Annotated in this window: 18 protein-coding genes and 1 pseudogene; 7 read left to right on the top strand and 12 right to left on the bottom strand. The window is 45.9% G+C overall.

Annotation, left to right across the window (positions count from 1 at the left end; all coding sequences use genetic code 11):
- Nucleotides 1-81 precede the first annotated feature (81 nt).
- The 7 genes from DMB88_RS07430 to DMB88_RS07400 all read right to left on the bottom strand — a co-directional run bounded on the left by DMB88_RS07430 (nt 82) and on the right by DMB88_RS07400 (nt 6,568).
- Nucleotides 82-540 (bottom strand): DinB family protein, encoded by a 459-nt coding sequence (locus DMB88_RS07430; RefSeq protein ID WP_128100832.1) that lies wholly within the window; start codon nt 538-540, stop codon nt 82-84.
- A 306-nt stretch (nt 541-846) separates the two neighbouring features.
- On the bottom strand, nt 847-1,791 hold the full coding sequence (locus DMB88_RS07425; RefSeq protein ID WP_128100831.1) for a YwqG family protein: 945 nt from the start codon (nt 1,789-1,791) through the stop codon (nt 847-849).
- 158 nt (nt 1,792-1,949) lie between these two features.
- Entirely contained in the window at nt 1,950-3,230 is a 1,281-nt protein-coding gene (locus tag DMB88_RS07420) for an ammonium transporter (RefSeq protein ID WP_128100830.1), read from the bottom strand.
- Entirely contained in the window at nt 3,227-3,646 is a 420-nt protein-coding gene (locus DMB88_RS07415; protein WP_128100829.1) for a hypothetical protein, read from the bottom strand. Before DMB88_RS07415 ends, DMB88_RS07420 begins: the two co-directional genes overlap by 4 nt.
- Before the next feature lie 513 nt (nt 3,647-4,159).
- Nucleotides 4,160-4,639, bottom strand: a complete 480-nt coding sequence (locus tag DMB88_RS07410; RefSeq protein WP_164848638.1) for a GyrI-like domain-containing protein — start codon at nt 4,637-4,639, stop codon at nt 4,160-4,162.
- An 85-nt stretch (nt 4,640-4,724) separates the two neighbouring features.
- The gene (locus DMB88_RS07405; RefSeq protein WP_128104355.1) at nt 4,725-5,228 is read right to left on the bottom strand and encodes a GNAT family N-acetyltransferase; all 504 of its coding nucleotides are present in this window, start codon (nt 5,226-5,228) and stop codon (nt 4,725-4,727) included.
- A gap of 188 nt (nt 5,229-5,416) precedes the next feature.
- The gene (locus DMB88_RS07400) at nt 5,417-6,568 is read right to left on the bottom strand and encodes a M23 family metallopeptidase (RefSeq protein WP_128100827.1); all 1,152 of its coding nucleotides are present in this window, start codon (nt 6,566-6,568) and stop codon (nt 5,417-5,419) included.
- Between the two features lie 217 nt (nt 6,569-6,785).
- On the opposite strand from DMB88_RS07400, the gene DMB88_RS07395 reads away from it, so the two are divergent.
- From DMB88_RS07395 to thrS, 3 genes are all read left to right on the top strand, one after another.
- Nucleotides 6,786-7,553 (top strand): response regulator transcription factor, encoded by a 768-nt coding sequence (locus tag DMB88_RS07395; protein WP_128100826.1) that lies wholly within the window; start codon nt 6,786-6,788, stop codon nt 7,551-7,553.
- Entirely contained in the window at nt 7,550-9,328 is a 1,779-nt protein-coding gene (locus DMB88_RS07390; protein ID WP_128100825.1) for a sensor histidine kinase, read from the top strand. Before DMB88_RS07395 ends, DMB88_RS07390 begins: the two co-directional genes overlap by 4 nt.
- A gap of 649 nt (nt 9,329-9,977) precedes the next feature.
- On the top strand, nt 9,978-11,957 hold the full coding sequence (gene thrS / locus DMB88_RS07385) for a threonine--tRNA ligase (RefSeq protein WP_128100824.1): 1,980 nt from the start codon (nt 9,978-9,980) through the stop codon (nt 11,955-11,957).
- 44 nt (nt 11,958-12,001) lie between these two features.
- Here thrS and DMB88_RS07380 read toward each other — a convergent pair.
- A pseudogene (locus DMB88_RS07380) lies at nt 12,002-12,822 on the bottom strand (SDR family oxidoreductase).
- 305 nt (nt 12,823-13,127) lie between these two features.
- Here DMB88_RS07380 and DMB88_RS07375 point away from each other — a divergent pair.
- Together DMB88_RS07375 and DMB88_RS07370 are read left to right on the top strand one after the other, a co-directional pair.
- Nucleotides 13,128-13,691 carry a hypothetical protein gene (locus DMB88_RS07375; RefSeq protein WP_128100823.1) on the top strand — a complete coding sequence of 188 codons (564 nt, stop codon included), beginning with the start codon at nt 13,128-13,130 and terminating at the stop codon, nt 13,689-13,691.
- Nucleotides 13,692-13,794: 103 nt separating this feature from the next.
- Nucleotides 13,795-14,526: an MBL fold metallo-hydrolase gene (locus DMB88_RS07370; RefSeq protein ID WP_128100822.1), complete on the top strand. Its 732-nt coding sequence runs from the start codon at nt 13,795-13,797 to the stop codon at nt 14,524-14,526.
- A gap of 500 nt (nt 14,527-15,026) precedes the next feature.
- Here the strand turns inward: DMB88_RS07370 and DMB88_RS07365 are convergent, their stop codons facing one another.
- Nucleotides 15,027-16,205 carry a PQQ-dependent sugar dehydrogenase gene (locus DMB88_RS07365; protein ID WP_254438488.1) on the bottom strand — a complete coding sequence of 393 codons (1,179 nt, stop codon included), beginning with the start codon at nt 16,203-16,205 and terminating at the stop codon, nt 15,027-15,029.
- Between the two features lie 309 nt (nt 16,206-16,514).
- Between DMB88_RS07365 and DMB88_RS07360 the strand changes: the two genes are divergently transcribed.
- Entirely contained in the window at nt 16,515-17,609 is a 1,095-nt protein-coding gene (locus DMB88_RS07360) for a M24 family metallopeptidase (RefSeq protein ID WP_128100821.1), read from the top strand.
- Between the two features lie 192 nt (nt 17,610-17,801).
- Here DMB88_RS07360 and DMB88_RS07355 read toward each other — a convergent pair whose 3' ends face one another.
- Both DMB88_RS07355 and DMB88_RS07350 read right to left on the bottom strand, forming a co-directional pair.
- Nucleotides 17,802-18,485 (bottom strand): queuosine precursor transporter, encoded by a 684-nt coding sequence (locus DMB88_RS07355; protein WP_128100820.1) that lies wholly within the window; start codon nt 18,483-18,485, stop codon nt 17,802-17,804.
- A 320-nt stretch (nt 18,486-18,805) separates the two neighbouring features.
- Nucleotides 18,806-20,203 (bottom strand): L-cystine transporter, encoded by a 1,398-nt coding sequence (locus tag DMB88_RS07350; protein WP_128100819.1) that lies wholly within the window; start codon nt 20,201-20,203, stop codon nt 18,806-18,808.
- Between the two features lie 335 nt (nt 20,204-20,538).
- On the opposite strand from DMB88_RS07350, the gene DMB88_RS07345 reads away from it, so the two are divergent.
- Nucleotides 20,539-22,239 (top strand): methyl-accepting chemotaxis protein, encoded by a 1,701-nt coding sequence (locus DMB88_RS07345; RefSeq protein WP_128100818.1) that lies wholly within the window; start codon nt 20,539-20,541, stop codon nt 22,237-22,239.
- 210 nt (nt 22,240-22,449) lie between these two features.
- On the opposite strand, the gene DMB88_RS07340 is transcribed toward DMB88_RS07345, so the two are convergent.
- A complete protein-coding gene (locus DMB88_RS07340; RefSeq protein WP_128104354.1) occupies nt 22,450-24,012 on the bottom strand; it encodes a cobyric acid synthase in 1,563 nt (520 codons plus the stop codon).
- Between the last annotated feature and the right edge of the window lie 167 nt (nt 24,013-24,179).

Below are 24,179 nucleotides of genomic sequence, written 5' to 3'. Positions count from 1 at the left end.
TCGACCTTACCTTCTATGTATTCGATGATTCACAAAATGTATCCTTCATTTGTCATGCATTGGATCGCACTAACCTTTAATCTATTCAAATAACTTCACCTTGAGGTCTTTTCCCGTCATGTTGAGCATCGTATACAACTGCCCCCTGTGATGGTATACATGCCCCATAATTTCTAGCAACCATTCCAGCCGGCTATACGAAGCACCCCAATACGAATCAGTCACTTGCAACAGTTCCTCTGTATTAAACTGCCTATACCGCTGATACAGGTACATCTGATTGTCCACGAGAGCTTGCTTGATCTGACATAAAGTAAGTGGATTGTTCTGTTCGTAAAAGGCAGCCATATCCTCTTCGGACGCGCCTTCTGATATGTATACATCCGCTCGGCAAATGACCGATAGATGGGATAGCAACTCTCCAACAGGTCTCTTGCCTTCAATGGGAGTTAACTTTAAATCTTGCTCAGACAGCTGGTCACATATATCAATAAGTGAAGTCACTGCCACGTCGATATGTTTAAATGCAGATTGAATCAACAGCTACACTTCCTTTTCGTTCCATTATACAGAACATATGATCGGTTTACAACCAACATATTCCTCCTTCATATATAAACCACTGTTAGAGGAAATCTAACAATCACAAATAAAAAAAAGCCCCTCTACCCTCTAATAGACGGGTTTCGGGACATTTTGTTGCTTATAAAGGTTGTTTAAAAAGTCCGCTTTTAATTCAGTATTGAAAATACCGACCTTTTGAACACACAATTATATTTCGTTTCTTTCAGAGAATTTCCTATTTGAATTGCACGCTTATTAATTAAGAATAAATACGATTCTGCCTCAGCTAGAATATAAAGAGCAATACGTTTGATCGAAACGACCTGCCAACAGATCAGACTTGCGAATGAAAAATTGCAATTCTCCGCAATCCCACCACTGGAAACCAATTTCGTCATGTGTATCAATCTTCAACAGTAGCAGTGTATCCTCAAGTTCTTGCAGAGCTCGGCTATGATCACCACCGTAATGTGCGGTTAGCTTATCCTCACATGCCTTTTCGTCATAACCATACTCTTCACCAGTCGCAATCTGGAGCAGCGCTTGATGTTCGGCATCCGGATGCTGACCATCTGGATAACCGAACATACCGCCCCAGTTCTTCGAACTCGGATGATTCCAATGCGATTCAAAGTCCAGATATCGGTCATACAGGTCAATATTCGCTTCACCTTCTTGCTGGTCTGCAGGTTGTGTAACAACCGCTGCACTCAGCGCATTAGAGTCAACATATGCATATGTAGGAAACTCAAGGTTCGGCAGTACAGTTACGGCATGACCTACAAAATCAGCTTCATCTAGAGCTGTGCTGCCTTCCGGTTCACGTTTTACCAAGTGACGAGCATCTGGCTCAAATATCACACGATGTTCAATATTATAAGCGGGTTCATCCACACCAACGAAGAAGTACAGCATCCCTCGCTCCGGCAAACTTCCACGCCCATCATTTGGTGTATAAGGCGACAGATCCACAAGGTTCAACTGTGCCAAAAAAGTCATCGGTACACCTTCCTGCGTCACAGGCCATTCCAGTTTCTCAGGCAGATCAGGATTCCCACCAACTCGCGAATTGCCCGTTCTACGATACTCATCAATCGTGGACACATCGAGGCGAATGCCCCAGCGGCCAGATGCTAGGAGCATGTCGGAAACTTCACCCAATCCATACTCTTCTAGTGTTTTGCGAGCTTTGTTTGTCAAGCGTTCACATTGTTCAGGCTTAATCATCAAGATCCTCCCCTTCAGACATTACAATACATCTATGGTGAGACATATTCAGGTTCACACCTGTATATTCTTCCGCCACGACATCTTTCCCTGCCTAATTGTAAAAATCAATAGAACTGAAACATAGAAGTTATAAAAAAAGACCAGCGGCATAGCCGTTAGTCTCTATTATTATCTCGAAAAGCACGCATGTGCTCTTCTCCATCCAGAAATTCATGAGATTGATGAGCTGCCATCACCCCGTGGTAACTGATGTCCAGACCCAGATCCTCCTCTTCTTCTGTCGAACGAACAGGTACAATCTTGCCAATAAGTTTCAGTCCGAACCAGGTCATGACAAACCCCCAGACAACGAGAGCAACCAGGCCGAGTGTTTGAACACCAAGTAGTCTCCAGCCTCCACCGGTGAACAAACCTCCATCAGTTGCAAATAGCCCTACCGCAATCGTGCCCCACATGCCGGATACAGCATGCACAGGGAAAGCACCTACAGGATCATCAATCTGCCGGCGATCAAGCCAGTTCGTTGCAGCCATCATGAGCAGACCGGACACCGCTCCAATAAAGATCGCAGCCATATCGCCTACAAAAGCACAACCTGCCGTAATGCCGACGAGCCCGGCAAGCGATCCATTAATGACCGAAGGCGCGTCTGAACGATTGAAACGGAATAACGTATACAGCAAAGTTGCTGCTCCGCCAGAAGCGGCCGATAACATGGTCACAATAGCAATGTGCCCGATCCTTACATCTGTTGCACTCAGTGTACTTCCCGCATTGAAACCAAACCAACCAAACCACAGCAGAAAAGCTCCTACCGAGGCTAACGGCAAGTTACTTGGTAGCGCAATTGCACTCACACCAAGTGGTGTGTACTTCCCTTTACGTGGGCCAATGATAATTGCAGCGGCCAAGGCAGAGAATCCACCCAAGGCATGAATAACTGCAGATCCCGCAAAATCCTGCATACCCAGTTGGCTGAGCCAGCCACCGCCCCAAGCCCAGTGGCCACCAATCGGATAAATAATCGCAGTCATCAGGATGATATAGAGCAGGTAGGCACGGAAGTTAATCCGTTCAGCTACAGCACCAGATACAATTGAAATGACAGCGATTGTGAATGCGGCCTGGAATAGCCAGAACGTCTCTAATGAGACCGGTACGTCGATATGAGATAGATCCCCATTTAAGAAGAAGCCGGTAACACCAGCCAATCCACCAACATCTGAACCGTACATCAAACCAAAACCAATCGCATAGAACAACAATGTACCAATCGTAATGTCAGCAAATACTTTCATAATAATGTTCACACTATTTTTGTAACGTACAAAACCAGCCTCTAACAGGGCGAAGCCGCCCTCCATCAACAAGATCATGGCCGCGCTCAGTACGACCCAGACCGTATCAATTCCCGTGCTTAAACTCTCCAGCGTCATGCTTGTACATCCTCCGTTTCACGTAGCTGCCTAATCTCGCGGATGGTATCGGGCGGAAGCTCGATCTCATCTCGCTCAATGCTGTCAGGATGTTGAATTCGTTCTATCATGCGATCCAGATCTCGGATGCGCCTTCTAATTTGTTCCATTTTACGAAAACGTTCCTTCACCTGAACCATATATTCTACGGCCTGATGATGCGAAGCTGGACGTCCTGCGAACCATTTACGCACCGGGGATAATGACTGGTATGCCACTTCTTCCGCACGTTTCTTTTGCTCGAATTGTTCAATTTTATGTTTGAGAGTATCTATTTCATTTTCTTTTTTGACCTTAAGCTGCTCCATAAGGTACAATAAATCGGACGATGATATTTGCAATGCTGTATGGTGATACACCTCGTCAATTACTAACATATCATGTCAGGACTCCTTACATATCAAGTTACTTGCTACCGATTATAGAATGCCATAGTCTAACCGTCAATCCTTTTTTGGTGATGGTAATTATTGAGAGAAGCCCGTTGGATGACAACGAGCTTTTTTTGTATCATTAAATACCTCTAACAGTGCGTGTTAAAAAAGGTTGGTTTTCAGTACCCAGAAGATGGGATGAAGCTAGAAATGGAGTAGCGGAGCGTAGATTAAGCTACGTGAGCAACTACATTGTTTCCGAAGGAAACAAACTTCGTAAGCCTCCACTTATTTCGGCTGAATCCCATATTCGATGCTAAGATGCGGCTCGCGCATCCTTCGTAATCAAAAGCGGACTTTTTGAACAACCTCTAACAGCCATATTCTAGGTCAAATATAAGTACGGCATCCCTCTTCTACACAAGTTCTCATCATACGAGCCCTTCTTAACAAAAAAACTCCGACACGCTATTTGGGCGTATCGGAGTTTTCATGTCATATAGTTTCCCACAACCTCTAAATAGGAACATAAATGTGGATCTGAGTATCTGTGTCCCCAGACAGCATGGCTTCTGTCCAGTGTTCCATATCAAACACACGAGGCTCATCATACCCGTTATCGGCAAGCCAATCATTGACAGCCTGATACGTATCATCAATCTCAGCTTCTGACCCTGCGTGTATAAATCGTATAAAGCGCCCTGCTGGCACAGTGTGCGTAATCATCTCATCAGAGATCTGTTGAGATTCCTGGGCTTCTATCGCAACAATATGAGTGAACACCACATCTGGCGTCCACTCCACGTCCGGATAGATCTGGATAAGGTACATCCCGGCATACGTATGGTTTGAGATCTGCGGAGCATTCAGCTTCAACTTCGTGCGTAATCCTCCCACAATATTCCCCTGAATGTCCTCGTTCAGACTTGCCTGCGCCTGGTACCCCACCAGCTTGAGCTCAGGTTTCACTACAATTTCAATATCATCTAGTAACATAACGAAACTGCCTCCCTTCGGCCGCAATTCATTCGATATCCCGTTCAACGATATAACTTTTCCATGATGCACCATGATGAGCTATCTATATTTTCTTACCTAAAATCGCTAGATCTCGGTTCACCCCATCTAATACAGCTACTTCCGGGTAATACCCCCATTGCTCAAAACCATGCTTACGTAGTAAACCGATGCTAGGTTCGTTATGTCCAAAGACAAAACCTAAAATAGTGGTAATTCCGAGTGGCGGGCACGCAGCAAAGATGGTATTAAGCAGTCGGCTGCCTGCGCCAATTCCCCGGCAATTTTGATCCACGTATACACTCACTTCCACAGTCCCATTATAGGCAGGCCGTCCATAAAAAGAGCTCAAACTTGCCCAGGCTACAACCTGTCCTTCTTGCCTCATCACCCATAGTGGACGATGATCGGATGAATGTTCCTCAAACCACGGAATGCGCTGTTCAACCGTTACCGGCTCCAAATCCGCTGTCACCATACGACTCTCAATCGTCGAGTTATAAATCTCTACAATTCTTGGCAAATCCTCAATGCGGGCATACTCAATCTGCACACGATCTAACATCATCATAACGCCTCCATCATCCAGTCCAATCCGACTTTATGACGATATTATAACGGGATATAGACGCAATCGTCACCCATAATATTTGTATAGTTGCACATAGAAGAAAACAGGCGATAGATCAAGGATTGCCTCCTTCCTATCGCCTTTGATCGAGAAATGCTCTAAGCCATTATGGGATTAAGCAGAAGCTACCTCGCTTGAATGGTGTTACCACGTGTTAACTGCTGACTCTGATCTGCCCAGCGAATGTTGATCGAGCGTGAGGTGAACAAATCAGCCCCATCGGATACTTGGAAATGCAAATGCGCTTCACTGGAATTACCTGAATTTCCCAAATATCCAATGAGGTCTCCTTGCTTCACTTTATCCCCTTTCTTAACCGCTAGGCTGCCTTCCTTCAAATGCGCCGTAATGCTGTACTCGTCATTACCATGGTCAATAACTACGAAATTACCGGCCGGTTCTTCAGCATTCATCACACCTGGTGTGTTGTCCGGGATATTATTCTTAATCTCTACGACTGTTCCATCCGCGGCAGCGTAGAGCGGCTCACCAAAAGCATAATAATTTTCATTTTTGGTCGAATCATCTTGATAACTGAAATTGCCCTTCGTTCGAACGATATCAAGTGCATAGCGCTGAGTCTCATGCTCATAATGGTAGTTGGACAGAACATCATTGCCTCCCCAAAATACAAACCAGTCGCCCTTCATCGGGAACTGGAACTCCGTTTGGGTAAACTTGTTATCTGTATCCTCATGAGCTTCCAAAGTATGAATGGATAAACCTTCAATTTGTGTTTCTGAGAAATAAGCACGAATAGCTTTCGTTCCAGTTGCATCCTTCCAGACACGCTCAGTTAAATTATTCATTTGCACATCTACCACTTGGTCAAGCGTAGTTACCCCCTGCAAAAAACTGTCGGCAGATGATTTGAACTCCTCCAGCGATACCGCTTCCTTCAGTGCAGGGCTCATCTGACTATAGATATCATCTTTCGAACCATTCAACAATGTATCCAAGAAGTTATCTGGTGTAATCACAGCTTGCACCTCTGTTCCGGATTGTTTTTCAGCACCCTCTAGCTTATCATTCTCTTTATTTTCAACTACTGGAGTAGAACCGGATGTCTGCTCTGCGGACTGTTCCCCTGCCTGATCAGATGAAACATTACTGCTACAAGCAGAGAGAATCATACAGGCTGCCAGTGACATTGCAAATAACTTCCAGGTCTTCTTGGACTGAGATCTCACTTGTGCAGCATTTTTGGATTTCGAATCTGTGGTTGCTTTATCTTGCCGTTGCCTCGTACGCTCAAGTTCTTCATGTATATTGTTCATTGTTCCACACCCCTTATTAAAATCGTCATCTCTTGCAGTTAACTCTACAGAATGAATCTTATCCTGCGTCTAACATATGCTTACACCTAACATAACTCTTTGACTTCCACGGAACTCATAATTAAGATTCTGTTAAGATAGCGCATGCTCCAGATCACCGATCTTAGTGATATGATGAACTGAGCCAGACAGAAGCCTAAGGAGGTCACTTACAAGCATGAATCACGTCTCATTACTCCTTGTAGATGATGAACAAGCCATATTACATATGCTTCGCACCGTTCTGCTGAAAGAGCAGTTTATTGATATCGATACCGTTACAACAGGTGAAGCAGCACTCGAAGCCTGCAAAAGCAAAACCTATCATTGCATCGTGCTGGATGTCATGCTTCCGGGGAAAAGTGGACTCGAAATCTGCCCATTCCTGCGAGAGGTAACCGATGCACCCATTCTGTTCCTCACCGCCAAAACAACAGATTATGACAAGTTAACTGGATTCGCTGTGGGCGGTGACGATTATGTCGTCAAACCCTTTAATCCACTCGAAGTCGTCGCCCGAATCAAGTCACTACTCAAGCGTTACTTGCCTTCTAAGATAGGGAATGATTCAAGCAGCTCAAACACAAAAAATGACGTAATTACGCCACATTCGAGTCTCCAAGAAAATATCTATGATTTTGGACGATTCCAGGTGTTGGAACATGCCGGAGAGCTACGAGTCGAGGGAGTGAACGTTACCTGCCCGGCACTTGTATATCAGTTGCTGCTCTTTTTCTGTAAGCATCCCAATCGTATTTTCACCAAGTCTGAATTATATGAACGGGTCTGGGGATCGGAAGCCATTAGTGACGACAATACCGTTATGGTTCACATCCATCGCATTCGTGAACGAATTGAGGCAGACCCTTCCACGCCAGAATTTCTAGTCAACGTACGAGGTCTCGGATACAAGCTCATTAAGCCTGAGCAGGTTCCACAATTATGAGCATTCGGCGCAGGTTGATGACCCGATTTATCGGTATGCTCGCTGGCGCAGTTCTTTTGATTGTGGTACTTGGATCAGCTGCGACATATTGGGTAGTGCAAAAGGTGAATGAAGTGAACCTAGTCGATGATTTTGCGACCACAGGTCTAGATCAATTAATTGATACCGCAAAAATCTCGTCTGATGGCACCGTTCACTATGCCCCTGATCTCCTGAAGCAGGTGGAGCAAAACCAGGGGTGGCTGCAAATGCTTGATGATAAAGGTAAGGTTATCGATGCCTTTCATACCCCTTCCGATATTCCGACTCACTATGCTCCAGGAGAGCTAATTGCTTATTGGCAAGGCATCAAGCCTTTTCCTTATCAGATCGTCATGGTCATTCGAGAAAGACACGGCATTGTTTTTACATTGTTATATGGAGAACGCAGTCTAGCCAAACCCTTACTTAACGAGGTTCATCAGACTAGCACCTTTACCAACGGCAAGCTTGTCGTAGCGCCAGAACAACAAGCGTCCATTCGCGAAGCCAAGGCCTACCTTCAACTATTGGATTCCTCTGGTAAGGAGCTAGATTCCTATAACAAACCTACAATAGGTGTGCCGAGCGAATATAACATTCAGGATCTCGTTTTGCGTGCCCGCTACCCTAGCCGGTATGGAGCATTCACAGCCACTTTATATGATGAACAGACCGGAACGACTTGGATGATCAGTGTCCCTAGCGGTTTGTCGGCAGCGGAAGACGAGAGAAATCCCTATACGTTTATATGGGAGCCAGCGCTGCTGGTGTTGGTTTTGTCCGTAATTATGTTGTTAATCCTGCTTGCTTTATGGTACGCCAATCGTTTCGGTTCCCCGATGCTGCACATGCTCCAATGGCTACAACGACTGGAAAAGGGTAATTACGAAGAGCCTACTGGGCTCAATGGCATACCTCGCAGTCAACGACGTAATGGCAAATGGAAGCGGAAATATCGTGTATATGCCGAAGTGCTGCACTCGATGCAAATGTTATCCAGCACGCTGAAACAAGACGAGGAACTTCGCAAACAAACGGAATCTCTTCGCGAGGAATGGATTGCAGGCATCACACATGATCTGAAGACCCCTTTATCCTCTATACAGGGCTATGCCCACATGCTTGAAGCAGATAAATATAGCTGGTCTCAAGAAGAAGTACGCGAGTTTGCTGCAATCATGTTGGACAAATCCATGTATATGGATCGGTTGGTCAATGATCTTGCCACGACCTACCGCTTACGCAGCGGTGGATATCAACCAGAGGTAGAACGAACTGACGTGAATACGCTACTTCATGATCTCGTTAAACGGGCCGAACGTAATCCAGCCTATGGGCAAGGTCGCATCCAGTTTCAACCGGCACCGACTCCTGTCTATGGGCAGGTTCACATCCCTTCGTTTGAACGAATTGTAGATAATCTGACCGCCAACGCTCTGCTGCATAACCCTATAGACACCAAGCTCATCGTCAGCGTTCATGCTTGGCAACGAGATGGAGAATTCAGTATACAGTTTGCCGATAATGGGAGAGGTATGGATGCGGAGACGGTATGGAAGTTATTCGAACGTTATTATCGCGGAACAGATACGGGAACTCCTGATGTGGGATCTGGGCTAGGCATGGCTGTGACCAAGAGTCTGATCGAGGCGATGAAGGGTCGAATTGAAGTACATTCCGCACCCGGGCAGGGCACACAGATTCAATTGATCTGGGATGGGACTTTACATGGCTCTCAAAATAAAATCACTTGACCTTTGAAATTTCAATCTATATAATCGACACTCAAGTAACACCTGTTTCCCAAAAAATTGATATGGCATCCTCCGCAATGGACGGATCAACCTTATCATTTCGTATATTTGGCGATGACCAGAGACATGATTCCGCTTGCGTGCTGCCCAGAGAGAGAAGGGATTGGTGAAACCTTCTTCAGCGAACGAAACGGCGTTACCCTCTGCAGCCGTGATCTCGAACCACCCCTTTAAGAGGTTGTTCAAAAAGTCCGCTTTTGATTACGAAGGATGCCCTAGCGGCATCTCAGCATCGAAGATGGGATTCAGCCGAAATGTCCGTTGCTCACGTAGCTTAATCTACGCTCCGCTACTCCATTTCTATCTTCATCCCATCTTCTTGGTACTGAAAACCGACCTTTTTGAACACGCATTTTAAGCAACAAGTTCCTATTCGAATTCGGAGCTTACATGGGCCAGTAGAGTTCACCGCCTAATCCCCGTTAACGGATTCCAATGAGGGTTATGATGTTTCCTGTATCCGGCGGCTGGCCGAATGAGGATGGCTTCATAACCAAATTAGGGTGGAACCACGAGCTAAGCGCACTCGTCCCTTTTCCGGGACGGGTGTTTTTTGCGCTTCTAATTTGAAAATTGGAGTGTGGTTCACATGAATAATCAGGAACAATTCAATGCATCTAGCCAAGCAAAAGCAAATGATGCAAGTCAGTCAAATCAGCGCATTGAAGTCCGTCTCCAAGGTGGAGCAGTACGGAATTACCATGCAGGCGTTACTGTAGGAGAAGTCGCTTCGTCCATCCGTATAAGTCTGGGTAAACAGGCTGTAGGAGGTATTGTGAATGGGCAACATGTCGATCTGGATCGACAGCTTGAAGAGGACTGCGAGCTTATTATCGTTACACTCGAAAGCGACGAAGGTCTTCAACGTTATCGTCACACTACTGCGCATGTTCTGGCTCAGGCAATCCAACGAATTTACGGTGCAGAGCACGTAAAACTTGGCATCGGCCCTGTCATTGCCGATGGATTCTATTACGATGTGGATCTGGAGCACGCCCTCTCCATTCATGATCTCGCAGTTATTGAACAGGAGATGCACAAGATTGTGCGGGAAAATTGGAAAATTAATCGTCGCGTCGTTAACCGCGAACAGGCTCTTGAGATTTTTGACGATATGCAGGATCCATACAAGCTGGAGTTGATTCATGATTTACCCGCTGACGCAGAGATTTCGTTGTATGAACAAGGTGAGTTTCTCGATCTGTGCCGAGGTCCACATCTTCCGTCAACTGGCCGCATCAAAGCCTTCAAGCTGCTTCATGTCGCAGGCGCGTACTGGCGAGGTAACTCGGACAATAAAATGCTTCAACGGATATACGGCACTGCCTTTCCAAACCAAGCACAACTGGATGAGCACTTGCACATGCTTGAAGAAGCGAAGAAACGAGATCATCGGAAACTAGGCAAAGAGCTGGAGCTATTCATGTTCTCGGAGGAAGCACCCGGCATGCCGTTCTATCTCCCCAAAGGCATGACTATCCGTACTGAGCTGGAGAATTTCTCCCGTGAATTACAGCTACAAGAAGGATATCAGGAGGTTCGCACTCCGCTCATGATGAATAATCGGCTGTGGGAGCAATCCGGTCACTGGGAGCATTACAAAGACAATATGTACTTCTCCGAGGTGGATAATGCTACGTTTGCACTGAAACCGATGAACTGCCCAGGGCATATGCTAATCTTCAAAAACAAACTTCATTCCTATCGCGAATTACCTATTCGCATGATGGAATTCGGTCAGGTACATCGCCACGAGTACTCGGGTGCGTTAAACGGCATGATGCGTGTACGGACATTCTGTCAGGATGATGCTCATCTGTATGTCTTGCCCGAACAGATCGAAGAAGAGATTAACCGTGCGATCTCGTTAATTGGACGCATGTACGATATTTTCGGATTCGAATATAGCATTGAGCTATCCACACGCCCGCAAGACTCCATGGGGTCAGAGGAATTATGGGATCAGGCGGAACGTGCACTACAAAATGTGCTGGATCGGCGCGGAGTCAGCTACCGTATTAACGAAGGGGATGGCGCATTCTATGGCCCCAAAATCGACTTCCATATCCTTGATGCACTGAAACGCAGCTGGCAATGTGGAACAATCCAGCTTGATTTCCAGATGCCAGAGAAGTTCGATCTCACTTACATTGGCGAGGATCGTCTGAAGCACCGTCCGGTTGTCATTCACCGTGCAATCTACGGTTCCATTGACCGTTTCATCGGCATTCTTACGGAGCATTTCGCAGGTGCGTTCCCTCTATGGCTTGCACCAGTGCAAGTGAAGCTACTCCCTGTGTCAGACCATTACGCCGAGTATGCTCTAGAAGTGCAACAAGCGCTGCGAGTAGCAGGAATTCGTGTGGAGACAGACTTGCGTAACGAGAAGCTGGGGTACAAAATTCGTGAGGCTCAGATGGAGAAAGTGCCCTTCTCCCTCGTCCTTGGTGAGAATGAAAAAAATGCCTCGTCAGCGTCTGTCCGTGCGTACGGTCAGGGTGATCAAGGCATTCTGCGCATAGATGATCTCATTCAACAAATCCATGAAGCTGTGCAAGCCAAAAAATAAAGCATTCAGCATGCTAGATTATCATGTAATTCAATGACAGGGCATTACAATTGTTCGCTCGGCTCAAGCCTTACTTGCTGCTCGCTCCACGTCCAGAATCGTTCGGCTACAGTATCGTCCGTGGCGTGGGCTTGCAATTTCTGTTCCTTCTGCTGGTAGAAGTACTTGCCAGTCACACCTGCAACTTCGGGGCTGGTTGCCAAGTAGACTGCCGTTTTTGCCCCCTCCTCGGGGTAAGAAAGAACGGAAGCTTGCCCACAACAGCCATAATACGGGTCCCAAATCCGGTATTACGATCGACACCAATACTTGTGCCAACTGCACCGGGGTGCAGGCAGTTCACTGTTATTCGGCTATCGTCTACTTTGCGAGCCAGAACCCGAGTGAATAACACATTGGCGAGCTTGGACTGAGCATAGCCCTTGATCGGGTTGTACCTTTTATGTAAATGTGGGTCTTCAAAGTGAATCTTGCCTGCTTTGTATGCACCGGATGATACATTCACAATCCGCCCCTGCTCTGCATGTCGCAACGGTGGAATCAGGAGAAGTGTTAGTAGGAAGTGACCCAGGTGGTTAATCCCTATACTCTGCTCAAAACCATCTGAGGTCTCCTTACGCTTCACCATGACCACACCGGCATTATTTACTAACACATCCAGTGTGTCATAACGCTCATTAAACGAATGGGCAAAGCGACGGATGCTATCCAATGAACCGAGATCACACAGCATCAGTTCAATAGTAGTGGAACCAGACTGACGAAGCGCTTCCTGAAGCGCCTGTTGTCCACGCTGCTCACTGCGACATGCCATGATCACATGATAACCTTTTCGTGCAAGCTCTATTGTGGTCGCTAGCCCCATGCCGGAGTTCGCCCCCGTTACAATGGCGATCTGATTCGTCTTATGATCGGCGTTGGGATTGGATGTTGGTTTGGTGGGTGTTGAATCAGTCTCTGGAGTGGACACAGTGTTGGAAACGATGTTGGACATCATAACACTTCCCTTCTTAACTAAGGCTTGAATGAGTATGAATTTGAACCCGTACCGAATGACTTTTTGAGCCTATGAAGACAATGTGAGATAATAGAAGTGTGTGTTCACAAAGGATGGTTCGCACCAACCTCTAGAAGTATCACTATCTGATCCTATATAGGAGGCTATGACTTATGCTAACCAAACAAGACTTCAAAAAATTAAAAAAAGAAGCTAAGCATGAGATCAAATGGATTGAACAGGAGTATGAACGGCTCCAGCAAAAGGATGATAGAGCCCTGCTTAAGAAACATGACCTATGGGATGAGGAAGAGATCCATCGACTTAGTCATGATCGCAAGGATCGGAAGTATGCTTCATGGACGATTGAACTATGCTCCATCATTGAACAATGGTTACTTCGCCTATATGAACAAACCTTTCAAAAAACATTCAATTCGGTTCAACTCATGAAAACTCCTGCATACCGATCTTTATCTAATATTGAGATTCTTCAGGCAGAATTGAAAAGCCAACACATTGCTGTGAAGCCAGGGTCAGAGAATGATGATGACGAACTAGCCAAGTTATTCAAAGCGCGAAACAGACTGATTCATTCCAACTTCACCTTCGCCTCAATCGTCGGACAGGATAGTAATGCAGAACAAACGCTAGAATCGATCTTGAATACCATTAAACAATACAGAAAACACTTAAAATATGAAATACCAGTACTCACTACTGCAAAGACGAGCTGAACTTGGTACCTACCCTGTCATTCTGACAGCATACCATTTTCAGTACTCAATATAAGCAACATACTAACTAGGGAGGTGCTCCGGAACAATTCCGGTAACGAATATGAATCTACAACCTATTGATATCACCATTCTTCATCTTAACATTCCTACACCCACTGGTAACAGTCCGATCCATCCCGTCATGTTGCGCGATGAAGATGGAATTACACTGGTGGATACAGGCATGATTGGACAGTTTGCCGAACTGCAATCTGCACTTGAAGAAGCGGGTGCAAAGCTTCATGAAATTAAACGCATTATTATCACGCATCAGGATATCGACCATATCGGTAATCTTGGTGCCCTAGTCGAAGCCGTACCTGACGTCGAAATCTGGGCACATGCGGATGAAACACCCTATCTTCAAGGTAAACTTCCATTGATCAAATTCACCCCTGAACGTAGAGCGATGTTAGCTCCACCTACATTGGAACTAGCTGAACAACTGCTCTCCGGGCTTCCTTCACTGCACATCGCTCGTATTCTGGAGGATGGGGACATACTACCCTTACAAGGAGGGGTTCAGGTCATTCATACACCGGGTCATACTCCTGGACATATCTGCTTGTACTTCCGTGAGAAGCAATTTCTACTCGCAGCCGACGAGCTTCGTGTAGTTGATGGCGAGTTGGTAGGCCCTGCTCCTCCAGCAACACCGGACATGCCCGAGGCACTGCGCAGCCTGAAACGTTTAATCGGCTTGAAAATGGATACTGTGCTGTGTTATCACGGCGGTGAATACACCAAGGCTCCAAGTGAGCGAGTGGCCGAACTCGCCGAGCTTGGTGAATAAGTTAGTTGATACAGACAGTACATCGTCACACGGACAGGCGACTTCTTACCTGTAATGGCATATCTACAGAGATGTAATAAATGAAGGGGCTGTCCATAAGTCATGAAGATGACGGGGACAGCCCCTTTAGCGTTATTTTGATGTAATGAACCTGAAACACGCTATTCGCGCCCATTTCCCCGGATCTGAGATCTAATGAATCACAGAGGCGTTATTTCGTCGATTCACTCGATTTTTTAGGTTTTGAGAACGTGTTATGACGGAATAGCGTTACTCAGGTTCGTTAAATCTTGCATATGCAAATAATTCACCTATTAAGATGTTGCAGGTTCGTTAGCGCTTGGAGCGAAGAAGAATATTTTTATGAAGTAGACCCTTTTTTCATAAATTGTTTATTGAATGTGTTGGCAGTAGTAACTTAAGTTTGAGACCTGGCAAGCCGCCCTATCAAGCCATTAGAATATCGGGTTACTTCGCTTGATCCAGTGGGGTAAGCACAATTAGCTTATCATCGCCATCACGCGGGAGCCACGACCATCCCGATTATTTGTGAGTACATAGATCTGTCCGTCTGCTCCAGTCGTTACATTCCGAATGCGTCCCCATTCATCTTCAAAAACAGGTTCAACCTGATCGACTTGCGTTCCGTCCTCGGATAGCGTGATCTTCAACAGTTGTTCCCCACGCAGATTAGCCGCAATTAAGGAGCCTGCCCAGGGCCCTTCCTCAATATAAGCAACACCCGAGGGAGCCCAGGTATCATTGTCACTATGTGCAAGCGGAGCCTGATACTCGCTATTATTATGATCATCACCCTCTACCTCAGGCCAACCATAATTAGCGCCCGCTTCAATTCGGTTGATCTCATCTAAATTTCGCTGACCATGCTCGGTCGCATAGAGATAACCATTGTCCGGATTCCATGTAAGGCCCTGTGCATTACGGTGACCCATACTATATACAGGAGAATTCCATGGGTTATCGGCAGGGATCGAACCGTCGAGACCAATTCGTAATATTTTGCCGCCTAGGTTGTCCTGATCCTGTGCCAGCTCTGGTTCATACCGCTCACCTGTTGTGATATAGAGCATATTGTCCGGGCCGATCTTGATGCGCCCACCATTATGATTTACACCACCAGGGATATCACCGAGCAATTCCTTGTCGATGACTGCTGTCCCATCACTTACCTTCAAACGCAATACACGATTGGCAATGTTATCGCCTTCAATGTACGAATGATAGGCATACAGATAACCGTTATCCTCAAACTCTGGGTCAGCAGCAAGCCCTAGTAGCCCACCCTCGCCTTCCTCATTAAACGGGGCTGTGAATTCAATCAATGGTTCAGACAATAATTCGCCATCCTCAATGACCCGAATTGTACCTGGACGCTCGGTTACAAACATACGGCCATCGGATACTTCAACGAGTTCCCACGGCGCATTAAGCCCTTCCACCAGAACTGAAGTTTCATAAGGAATAACTGCATTCTCCTGTGCTTCATTTTCATTGTTCTCTACGCTAGTAGTACCGCCATTAGCTGTCTGTCCCTGACCTCCGCCTGCCCCCTGAGACATTGGCTGCGATCCTGCGGAGCCATCACCTGAAACACACGCAGTTAATAACGCCACGCTTAATAGCGAAGCATACAGAGGAACGCTTAAGCGATTATTCATGTATACCTCTCCCTTCGAATTGGAATGAATGGATATGAGTTCATATTTAATGGAGTTACGGATATTACCACAATCTTGACCGTTAACTCTACGACGTCAGATACAATAAGGTTTCGCCCTGTATTACCCGTTACCCGCCCCACTATTTACTCAAACGGAAAAACCATTCTAATTCTCATTATTTTAGAGGTAGCCGCGTTTACTACTTTCTTCTATATAAATACTCTCATATACGCACGCCTATGGAATTAGGAAGATTTAATTTATAATAGATTAGATGATATAGATAATTGAAAGGTGGACATACCCATGACGAACCAAACACCCTTATCCCGGTTAGAAGCCAGCCTCTCTGTGCAAGGACTGGATGCCACGCTGATCACAGATCCTAAACATATCTACTACTTAACAGGATTCGCAAGCAATCCGCATGAACGTTTCCTCGGACTCGTGCTCGCACGTGGCGAAGAACCTCTTCTGATTGTACCTGCGCTAGACGCCGATGCCGCAGCTGCTGCTTCCTCCGTTTCCAACATCGCAACACATACCGATACAGACAATCCATACGCACTATTCGAGCGTTACCAAGGACGTCTTGGACGAATTGGTTTGGAAAAGGAGTACGTTACCGTCGCACGTTATGAGCAGTTAACCGCTGCATTGGGTGGTACCCATTATGAAGATGTTGGCCCTCTGCTGCGCTCCCTACGCGTGAAGAAAACACCAGATGAGATCGCTCGCATTCGTCATGCCATTCATCTGATTGAGGAAGTTCTGCGCCAAGGGCTTTCCCACGTTCGTACCGGTGTAACCGAGATTGAACTCGTTGCCGAAATGGAATATCAGATGAAGAAACTGGGCGCAGACGGCCCTTCCTTCGACACGATGGTGCTCACTGGACCACAAACGGGATTGCCCCACGGTACCCCGGGTGAACGCAAGCTTCAACATGGTGATCTGTTGATGTTTGATATGGGCGTATATGCTGGTGGGTATGCTTCCGATATTACACGTACGTTTGCATTTGGAGACATCTCTCCTGAGCTGCGCACGATCTATAATACGGTACTGGCAGCCAATGAAGCAGCCATTCGAGCAGTCAAGCCTGGCGTAACCTGTGCAGAGATTGACCGTGCTGCACGCCAAGTAACAGAAGACGCTGGCTACGGTGAACGCTTCATGCACCGCGTCGGTCATGGCCTAGGCATTGATGTTCATGAATATCCGTCATTGCATGGTCAGAATACAGATCTCTTGCAAGAAGGAACCGTATTCACTATTGAGCCGGGCATTTATGTAACTGGAGCTGGCGGCGTGCGTATTGAGGATGATGTACTCGTAACAGAAACGGGTGTAGAAGTACTCACTTCTTATCCTAAAGAACTGCAAATTCTAACAGACTAATACTTCTTATTCATTACTTCATCATATAGGAAACGCCGTCATACTGTGATGTGTCGCCACCTAACTATACAAAAATGTCCCGCAGGTCCATGATGACATGGCTCTGCGGGACATTTTTAGTTTCGTCTATGAACATTCATTCACTCATTCATTTACTTCTGGTAACCATCTGCACGTAGATTGTCTTCGAATTTAAGACTCATCCTTAAATTTAAAATTACGCGCAGCATATAAGAATGGTGTTCCCACTGCAGTGAGTACAAATTTGATCACATAGGTCGTTAGGAAAATCTCAATCCACACATCCCATGGATAAATGAATGCAAACGCAATCGCAGTGAACACTAGCGTATCCACAAATGAACTGATAATCGAGCTTCCGTTCGTACGAATCCACAGTTGATTACGACCAGGTGTGATTTTGCGTAACCAAGAGTACAGGCGCACATCCAGGAATTGACTAATAAAGTACGCTGACAGGCTTCCCAGTGCAAGACGTGGCAATAGCCCGAATAAAGCTTCCATCGGCTTCTGAGCAAAGTCTGTAGACGCCGGGTCAAAGTACAACACCATCTGCATGAGTACCGTGGTCATAATTAACGTAAAGAAACCGAACCATACAGCTTTGCGCGCTTCTCCTGAACCGTACTTCTCATTAAGCAAGTCACTGGTAAGGTATAGACTTACGTACATCGTATTGCCTAGAGTCAACACAATCCCCATAATATCTATCGTTTTGGTCACCTGAATGTTGGCAATAACCGTTGCGACACCAATCCAGGCATATAGACCTTTTTTACCGAACAAGCGATAACATAACAAAAAGAAACCATAAGTGACGAGAACGAATAACGCTCCCCACCCTAAATTAAACATAAATACATACACTGCCTTCCTAGTTTTGATTACGCGGGATGGTTACGAACCGCGGTCTGGCACAGAGCCAAAACATGATTACTCTATCATATTTCCCGTCTATTGAACAGCACTATATTATACGAAGGCTACTAGGCTAAAAATGAACCCATTGTGCGCCTGCTGGCATAATGCACCTTCCATAAAAATTCAAATCAAAAAACCGCCCTCCGGATGATCCGAAGAACGGTTAATCGTAAACTACAATTGAGATGCTACAGGCGAGCTATCATTGAAGAGCTATAACAGCGATTCATTCAATAAAAACCTGAAAATAGAGATTACGCCTGAGCGGCACCATCCAGATCAGGAGTCGGGTTGCTGAAGGTATCCTGATCATTCTCTTTCAACAATTTACTGGAAACGAGACCTGATGTCATCGAACCATTAACGTTAAGCGCCGTACGACCCATGTCGATAAGTGGTTCAACGGAGATCAACAAGCCTGCCAGAGCAACAGGCAGATTCATCGTGGACAACACGATCAGGGAAGCGAAGGTTGCCCCGCCACCTACACCGGCTACGCCGAATGAACTGATCATGACCACAAGGATCAGGGTAATAATGAAGTCCCAGCTAAGCGGATCGATGCCGACCGTAGGAGCAATCATAACCGCGAGCATGGCCGGATATATCCCGGCGCAGCCGTTTTGACCAATTGTAGCCCCGAAGCTTGCCGACAGATTCGCAATACCATCGGAGACACCCAACTTCTTCGTCTGTGTCTCTACATTAAGCGGGATAGCCGCTGCACTGGAACGGGAAGTAAATGCAAATACCAGTGTTGGCAGAACCTTCTTCACATAAGTGATAGGGTTGAAACCAAACAGAGCAATAATAATTAAATGAATAATGAACATCACGAACAACGCAACGTAGGACGCGATAACAAATTTAATGAGCTTCAATATCTCATCCGGATTCGTTGTCGCTGTGACCTTCGTGATCAACGCCAAAATACCGTACGGCGTCAACCGTAGCACCAGCGTAACAATCCGCATAACTACGGCATACACCGCATTCACCATTCCACGGAACGTTTCAGCCTGCTGTGGTTTTTTGCGATCCAAGCCAAGTACCGCTACACCGATAAATGCAGAGAAAATAACAACTGCCAATGTAGATGTACGACGTTCACCTGTCATATCTGCGAATGGGTTAGATGGAATAAATTCCAATACCTGCTGCGGAATCGTCTGATCTTTCACATCGACGAGACGTTCCTCCATCCGTTGACCTTGTGCAAGCTCCCGATCTCCTCCCTCAATCTCAATGGAAGTCAGATTAAAGCTCAAGCTTGTTACGATACTCACACTTGCAGCGATTGCAGTTGTGATAAGAAGAATGGCGATGATGGATATACTCATCTTACCTAGATTTTGTTTCCCCTTCAGATTCATGATTGCCGAAATGATCGACACCATGATTAAAGGAATAACGACCATTTGTAGCAAACGAACATAGCCTGAACCGGCAAGGTTAAACCAATCGACTGACTTGGTAATAATATCAGAACCCGATGAATAGAGCAGTTGAAGCACAACGCCGTAAACGACCCCGATGCCCAAACCTGTAAACACACGTTTCGTAAATGAGATGTGTTTCTTCTGCATCCAGAAAAGGACACCTAGAAGAATGAGCATAACTACGACGTTCAAAATAATTAAAAATGTATCCACTACTGTAAATCCTCCTCTTAAATGTGCTTGCCGAAACCTCCGGCTTTCTATTTACTTATATTGTATTGAACAATATAACACATAACAAACTATTCCGGTAGGCATTAATTTATTTTGTGTAATATGTATGTAATGTAATTGCGCATTTCTGAAAAAAACTGAGTGATTTATGAAATTTGTTGTATTCAACCTCAGGTTAATTATGTAATATAGGTATATCCGCTTATTCCCAAGTTTTCTCAATATAAAAAATAGGTCTTTCTTCGTTGATAGATAGGACTGATGAGTACGGAAGAGCGACTATGTTAATGAACATGACGTGAAAGGATGATTTTATGTTTCGTAATCGCACGGTCGCTGGCAAAATAAGAGGAATGCTGTTCCTCGTATTGCTAGTCGCATCCCTGTTGTTTAGTATCAGTTTTTATGCAGTATCGATGAATATTATTCAAAGTTATGTACTCCCGCAATTCGACAAGGTCTTAAACACGTCTATTCAGGATATATACAAAAACATCTCTTCGTCCAAAATTTCGCAAGTCGAAAGCGGTGGAGCCGGTTCCGATGGTGCTGCTCTAACGGTTGAATCCTATCTGGCTGAGAAAGCAAAGGAACATAGCTTGGATGCAGCTTACGTTGTTGCTCTTCAAGACGGAACTGCCAAAATCGTAATTGCCAACAATGCCTCAGGTATGAAGGCTGGAGAAGAAATTGTAGTTGAATCTGCAATGAATACAGCAATTGAAACGAAAGCATTAGCTATTAGTGAAGTTTATTCCGACGCTTTTGGCGTACATAAGGCTGCTTTTATACCTGTAGCAGGTAGTAATATGCTCATGGCGGTAAGCATGGATGCACAATTCATTCAGTCCAAGATTGCGCAAATTTTCTGGTTGTGCCTTGGTATTACTGCACTGACCTTTGTACTTGGATGGCTGATCTCAACGAGTATGATTAAGAGAGTTACCCGTCCAATTATTTCACTCGTACAACATAGTAAACAAATTTCACAGGGTGATCTAACGACCCAGCTTCAGATTAAAGGTCAAGACGAAATTGCTCAACTCGCTACAAGCTTCCAAACGATGACTCATAACCTCAAAGAAATGATTAGTCGTGTTCTCTCTACCTCAGATGAAGTGGTTGAAGGTTCGAATGATCTGCTGAATCGGGTTGAATCCATGTCCAGTATGGTTAAAAACTCCAGTCAATCTGCCGAAGAAGCCGAGAAAGGCAGTGTAAGCATTGCCACGAGTGCTGCTGAGAATGCAAGAGCTATGGAGGAAATCACCCAGGGAATCATGCATATCGCTTCTTCCTCTGCCGAAGTATCAGAGCAGATTGGAGAAGCTGCTAGTGAAGCAGTGAACGGTAATCGTTTGGCACAGAATGCGGTAGAACAGATGGAACGTGTAGGTCAGACCGCAAGTGAATCCTTGCGTTATGTGGAAACGATGAATGAACGCTCTATCGCCATCGGTACCATCGTAACTTCCATTTTCGAAATTACGAAACAGATCAATATGCTGTCGCTTAATGCATCCATCGAAGCTGCACGCGCTGGTGAACACGGCCGCGGATTCGCTGTCGTTGCGGGAGAAGTTCGCAAGCTTGCGGAGCAATCCAAGACGGCAACCGAGGAAATCTCGGACTATCTGAACACGATTCGCGAGGATGCCGAGCGTTCTGTTGATGCCATGAACCGGGTAACGCAAGAGATTGGCTCAGGTACTCATGTGGTTCAACAAGCAGGCTCAGCCTTCCAGCAATTGAACGAATTAATTCAGAACGTAAACCTGACCATCCAGACGGTATCAGCTTCCACGCAGCAGGTATCAGCTGGGGCGGAGCAAGTTAGTGCCTCTGTTGAAGAGACGGCACAGATTACATCCAAATCCCGTCAGAGCATGCAGGAGATTGCCTCTACCGCAGATCTGCAACTGAACGAGATGGATTCCCACTCTGGTACGGTTCGTCACTTGCATGAACAAGCAGTCGAGTTACAGGCTGCCATGAAGAAATTCAAAATCAACTAATCAAATGTAGCATTAACCCATCGTTCCCCTGTTTGAATCAACACAGAATGTAAAGGGAATGATCACAACCTTCAACTAGCTGCGCTCGAATTCGCAGCTAGATCGGAAAGTCCCCCATACAAGGCAATATTCCTTCATTAAGGATTACTGCCTATATGGGGGACTTTTTTGTGAATACTATTCCATTCACCTGTATGATTAAGTCACAGTCTATTGTGGAGTTTGCAGATCCATAATTTTATATATCCGCTCCAGATCCAGTGCAGAACGCAAGGATTCCGCTACTCTATCAAATTCCATCTCCTTACGCTCACGCGCACTGTATGTTTCAAGGAGAGGAGCAAGCCCTTTACTGTCCCGCAAACCGTTAAGCCAGGAACGCCGAAACTGATCACTTTCAAACAAGCCATGCAGATACGTTCCCCATACCTTGCCATCCTGGGTTCCCCAACCCTCATCAAACGATTGTCCCCCTGGATGACGTATTTCAAATAGAGGCGACACCCGCTCCGGTTCATGGCATTCCGTAACTCCCATATGAATCTCATACCCTTCAATAGGCAGCGGAGAAGCCGATTGACCAGCCGAATGGGCTCCGTCCATTTCCACGTGTAAACGAATTGGATGTTCCACCTGTACCCAACCGGAAGCTCTAACCGTCTGTTTGTTCTGTAGGAAGGTCGTAGATAGTGGCAGCATGCCCATGCCTCTTGCCTCCTGAACCTGATTCGCCTCAACGGCAAAAGGATCTTGAAGATGCTGACCAAGCATCTGATAACCGCCGCAGATCCCCACGAGTTGCACATGCTCACGCTCGATATGACGGGCAATCGCTTGCTCCAAGCCTGATTCACGCAAGAATTCCAGATCACCTATGGTGTCCTTTGTCCCGGGTAATAGGATTGCATCTGGTGAACCAAGCTCCTCTAGTGAAGTAACATACCTAATATTGACGTCGGGTTCACGAGACAATGCATCGAAGTCGGTAAAGTTCGAAATTCGCGGATACCGAATCACAGCAAGATCTAATTCCTGTTGCCCCGACTTACCATGACGCAGGGAATCCAAAACGACTGAATCTTCAGCTTCAATCTGTATATCTCTTATGTAAGGTAACACGCCGAGGACTGGAATTCCTGTCCGTTCTTCCAACCAATCCAGTCCTGGCTGCAATAGGGACAGATCGCCCCGGAATTTGTTAATAATGAACCCTTTTACACGCTGTACCTCATGTGGCTCCAACAACTCAAGCGTACCTACAATGGAGGCAAATACGCCGCCTCGATCAATATCAGAGATCAGAATAACCGGTGCATCTGCCCATCCGGCCAGGTTCATATTAACAATATCCCGATCCTTCAGATTAATCTCTGCAGGGCTGCCAGCACCCTCCATTAGTACGACATCATAAGTAGACCGCAGACGATCCAATGCTTCCATCACGGTCTGCTTCGCCTCAGGCAGAAAATGCTGCCGATAGTCTGACGCGCTCATCTGAGCAAAGGGTACGCCGTGCACAACAATCTGGGAGTGCATATCGCGCACAGGCTTAATGAGGATTGGATTCATGTCTGTCGTCGCCTCAATGCCACAAGCCTCTGCCTGTGCTCCCTGCGCTCTACCTATTTCCTTACCGTCCTCTGTGACATAGGAATTCAGCGCCATATTCTGGGATTTGAACGGTGCAGGTCTGAAGCCATCCTGTTTGAATATCCGGCATAGTGCTGTCGTTATTACGCTCTTTCCTACATCCGATGCGGTTCCTTGCAGCATTAAGACTGCCGCTGTTTTTTGTACAGACGCACTGTCCACGATCCATCCCCCAGTCACCAATTATATTTTATATCTATATATGTCGAACTAGAGAATATTCACACTTGCCACTACGATGACAGAATAACCTTCCGATCGCTGTTATCCCCAGATTTTTTTGATTCCTT

Origin of the sequence: Paenibacillus sp. DCT19, assembly GCF_003268635.1 — a bacterium.
GTDB lineage: Bacteria > Bacillota > Bacilli > Paenibacillales > Paenibacillaceae > Paenibacillus.
The sequence above is the reverse complement of the archived record's forward strand: the minus strand, read 5'-3'. Positions and strand labels throughout refer to the sequence as shown.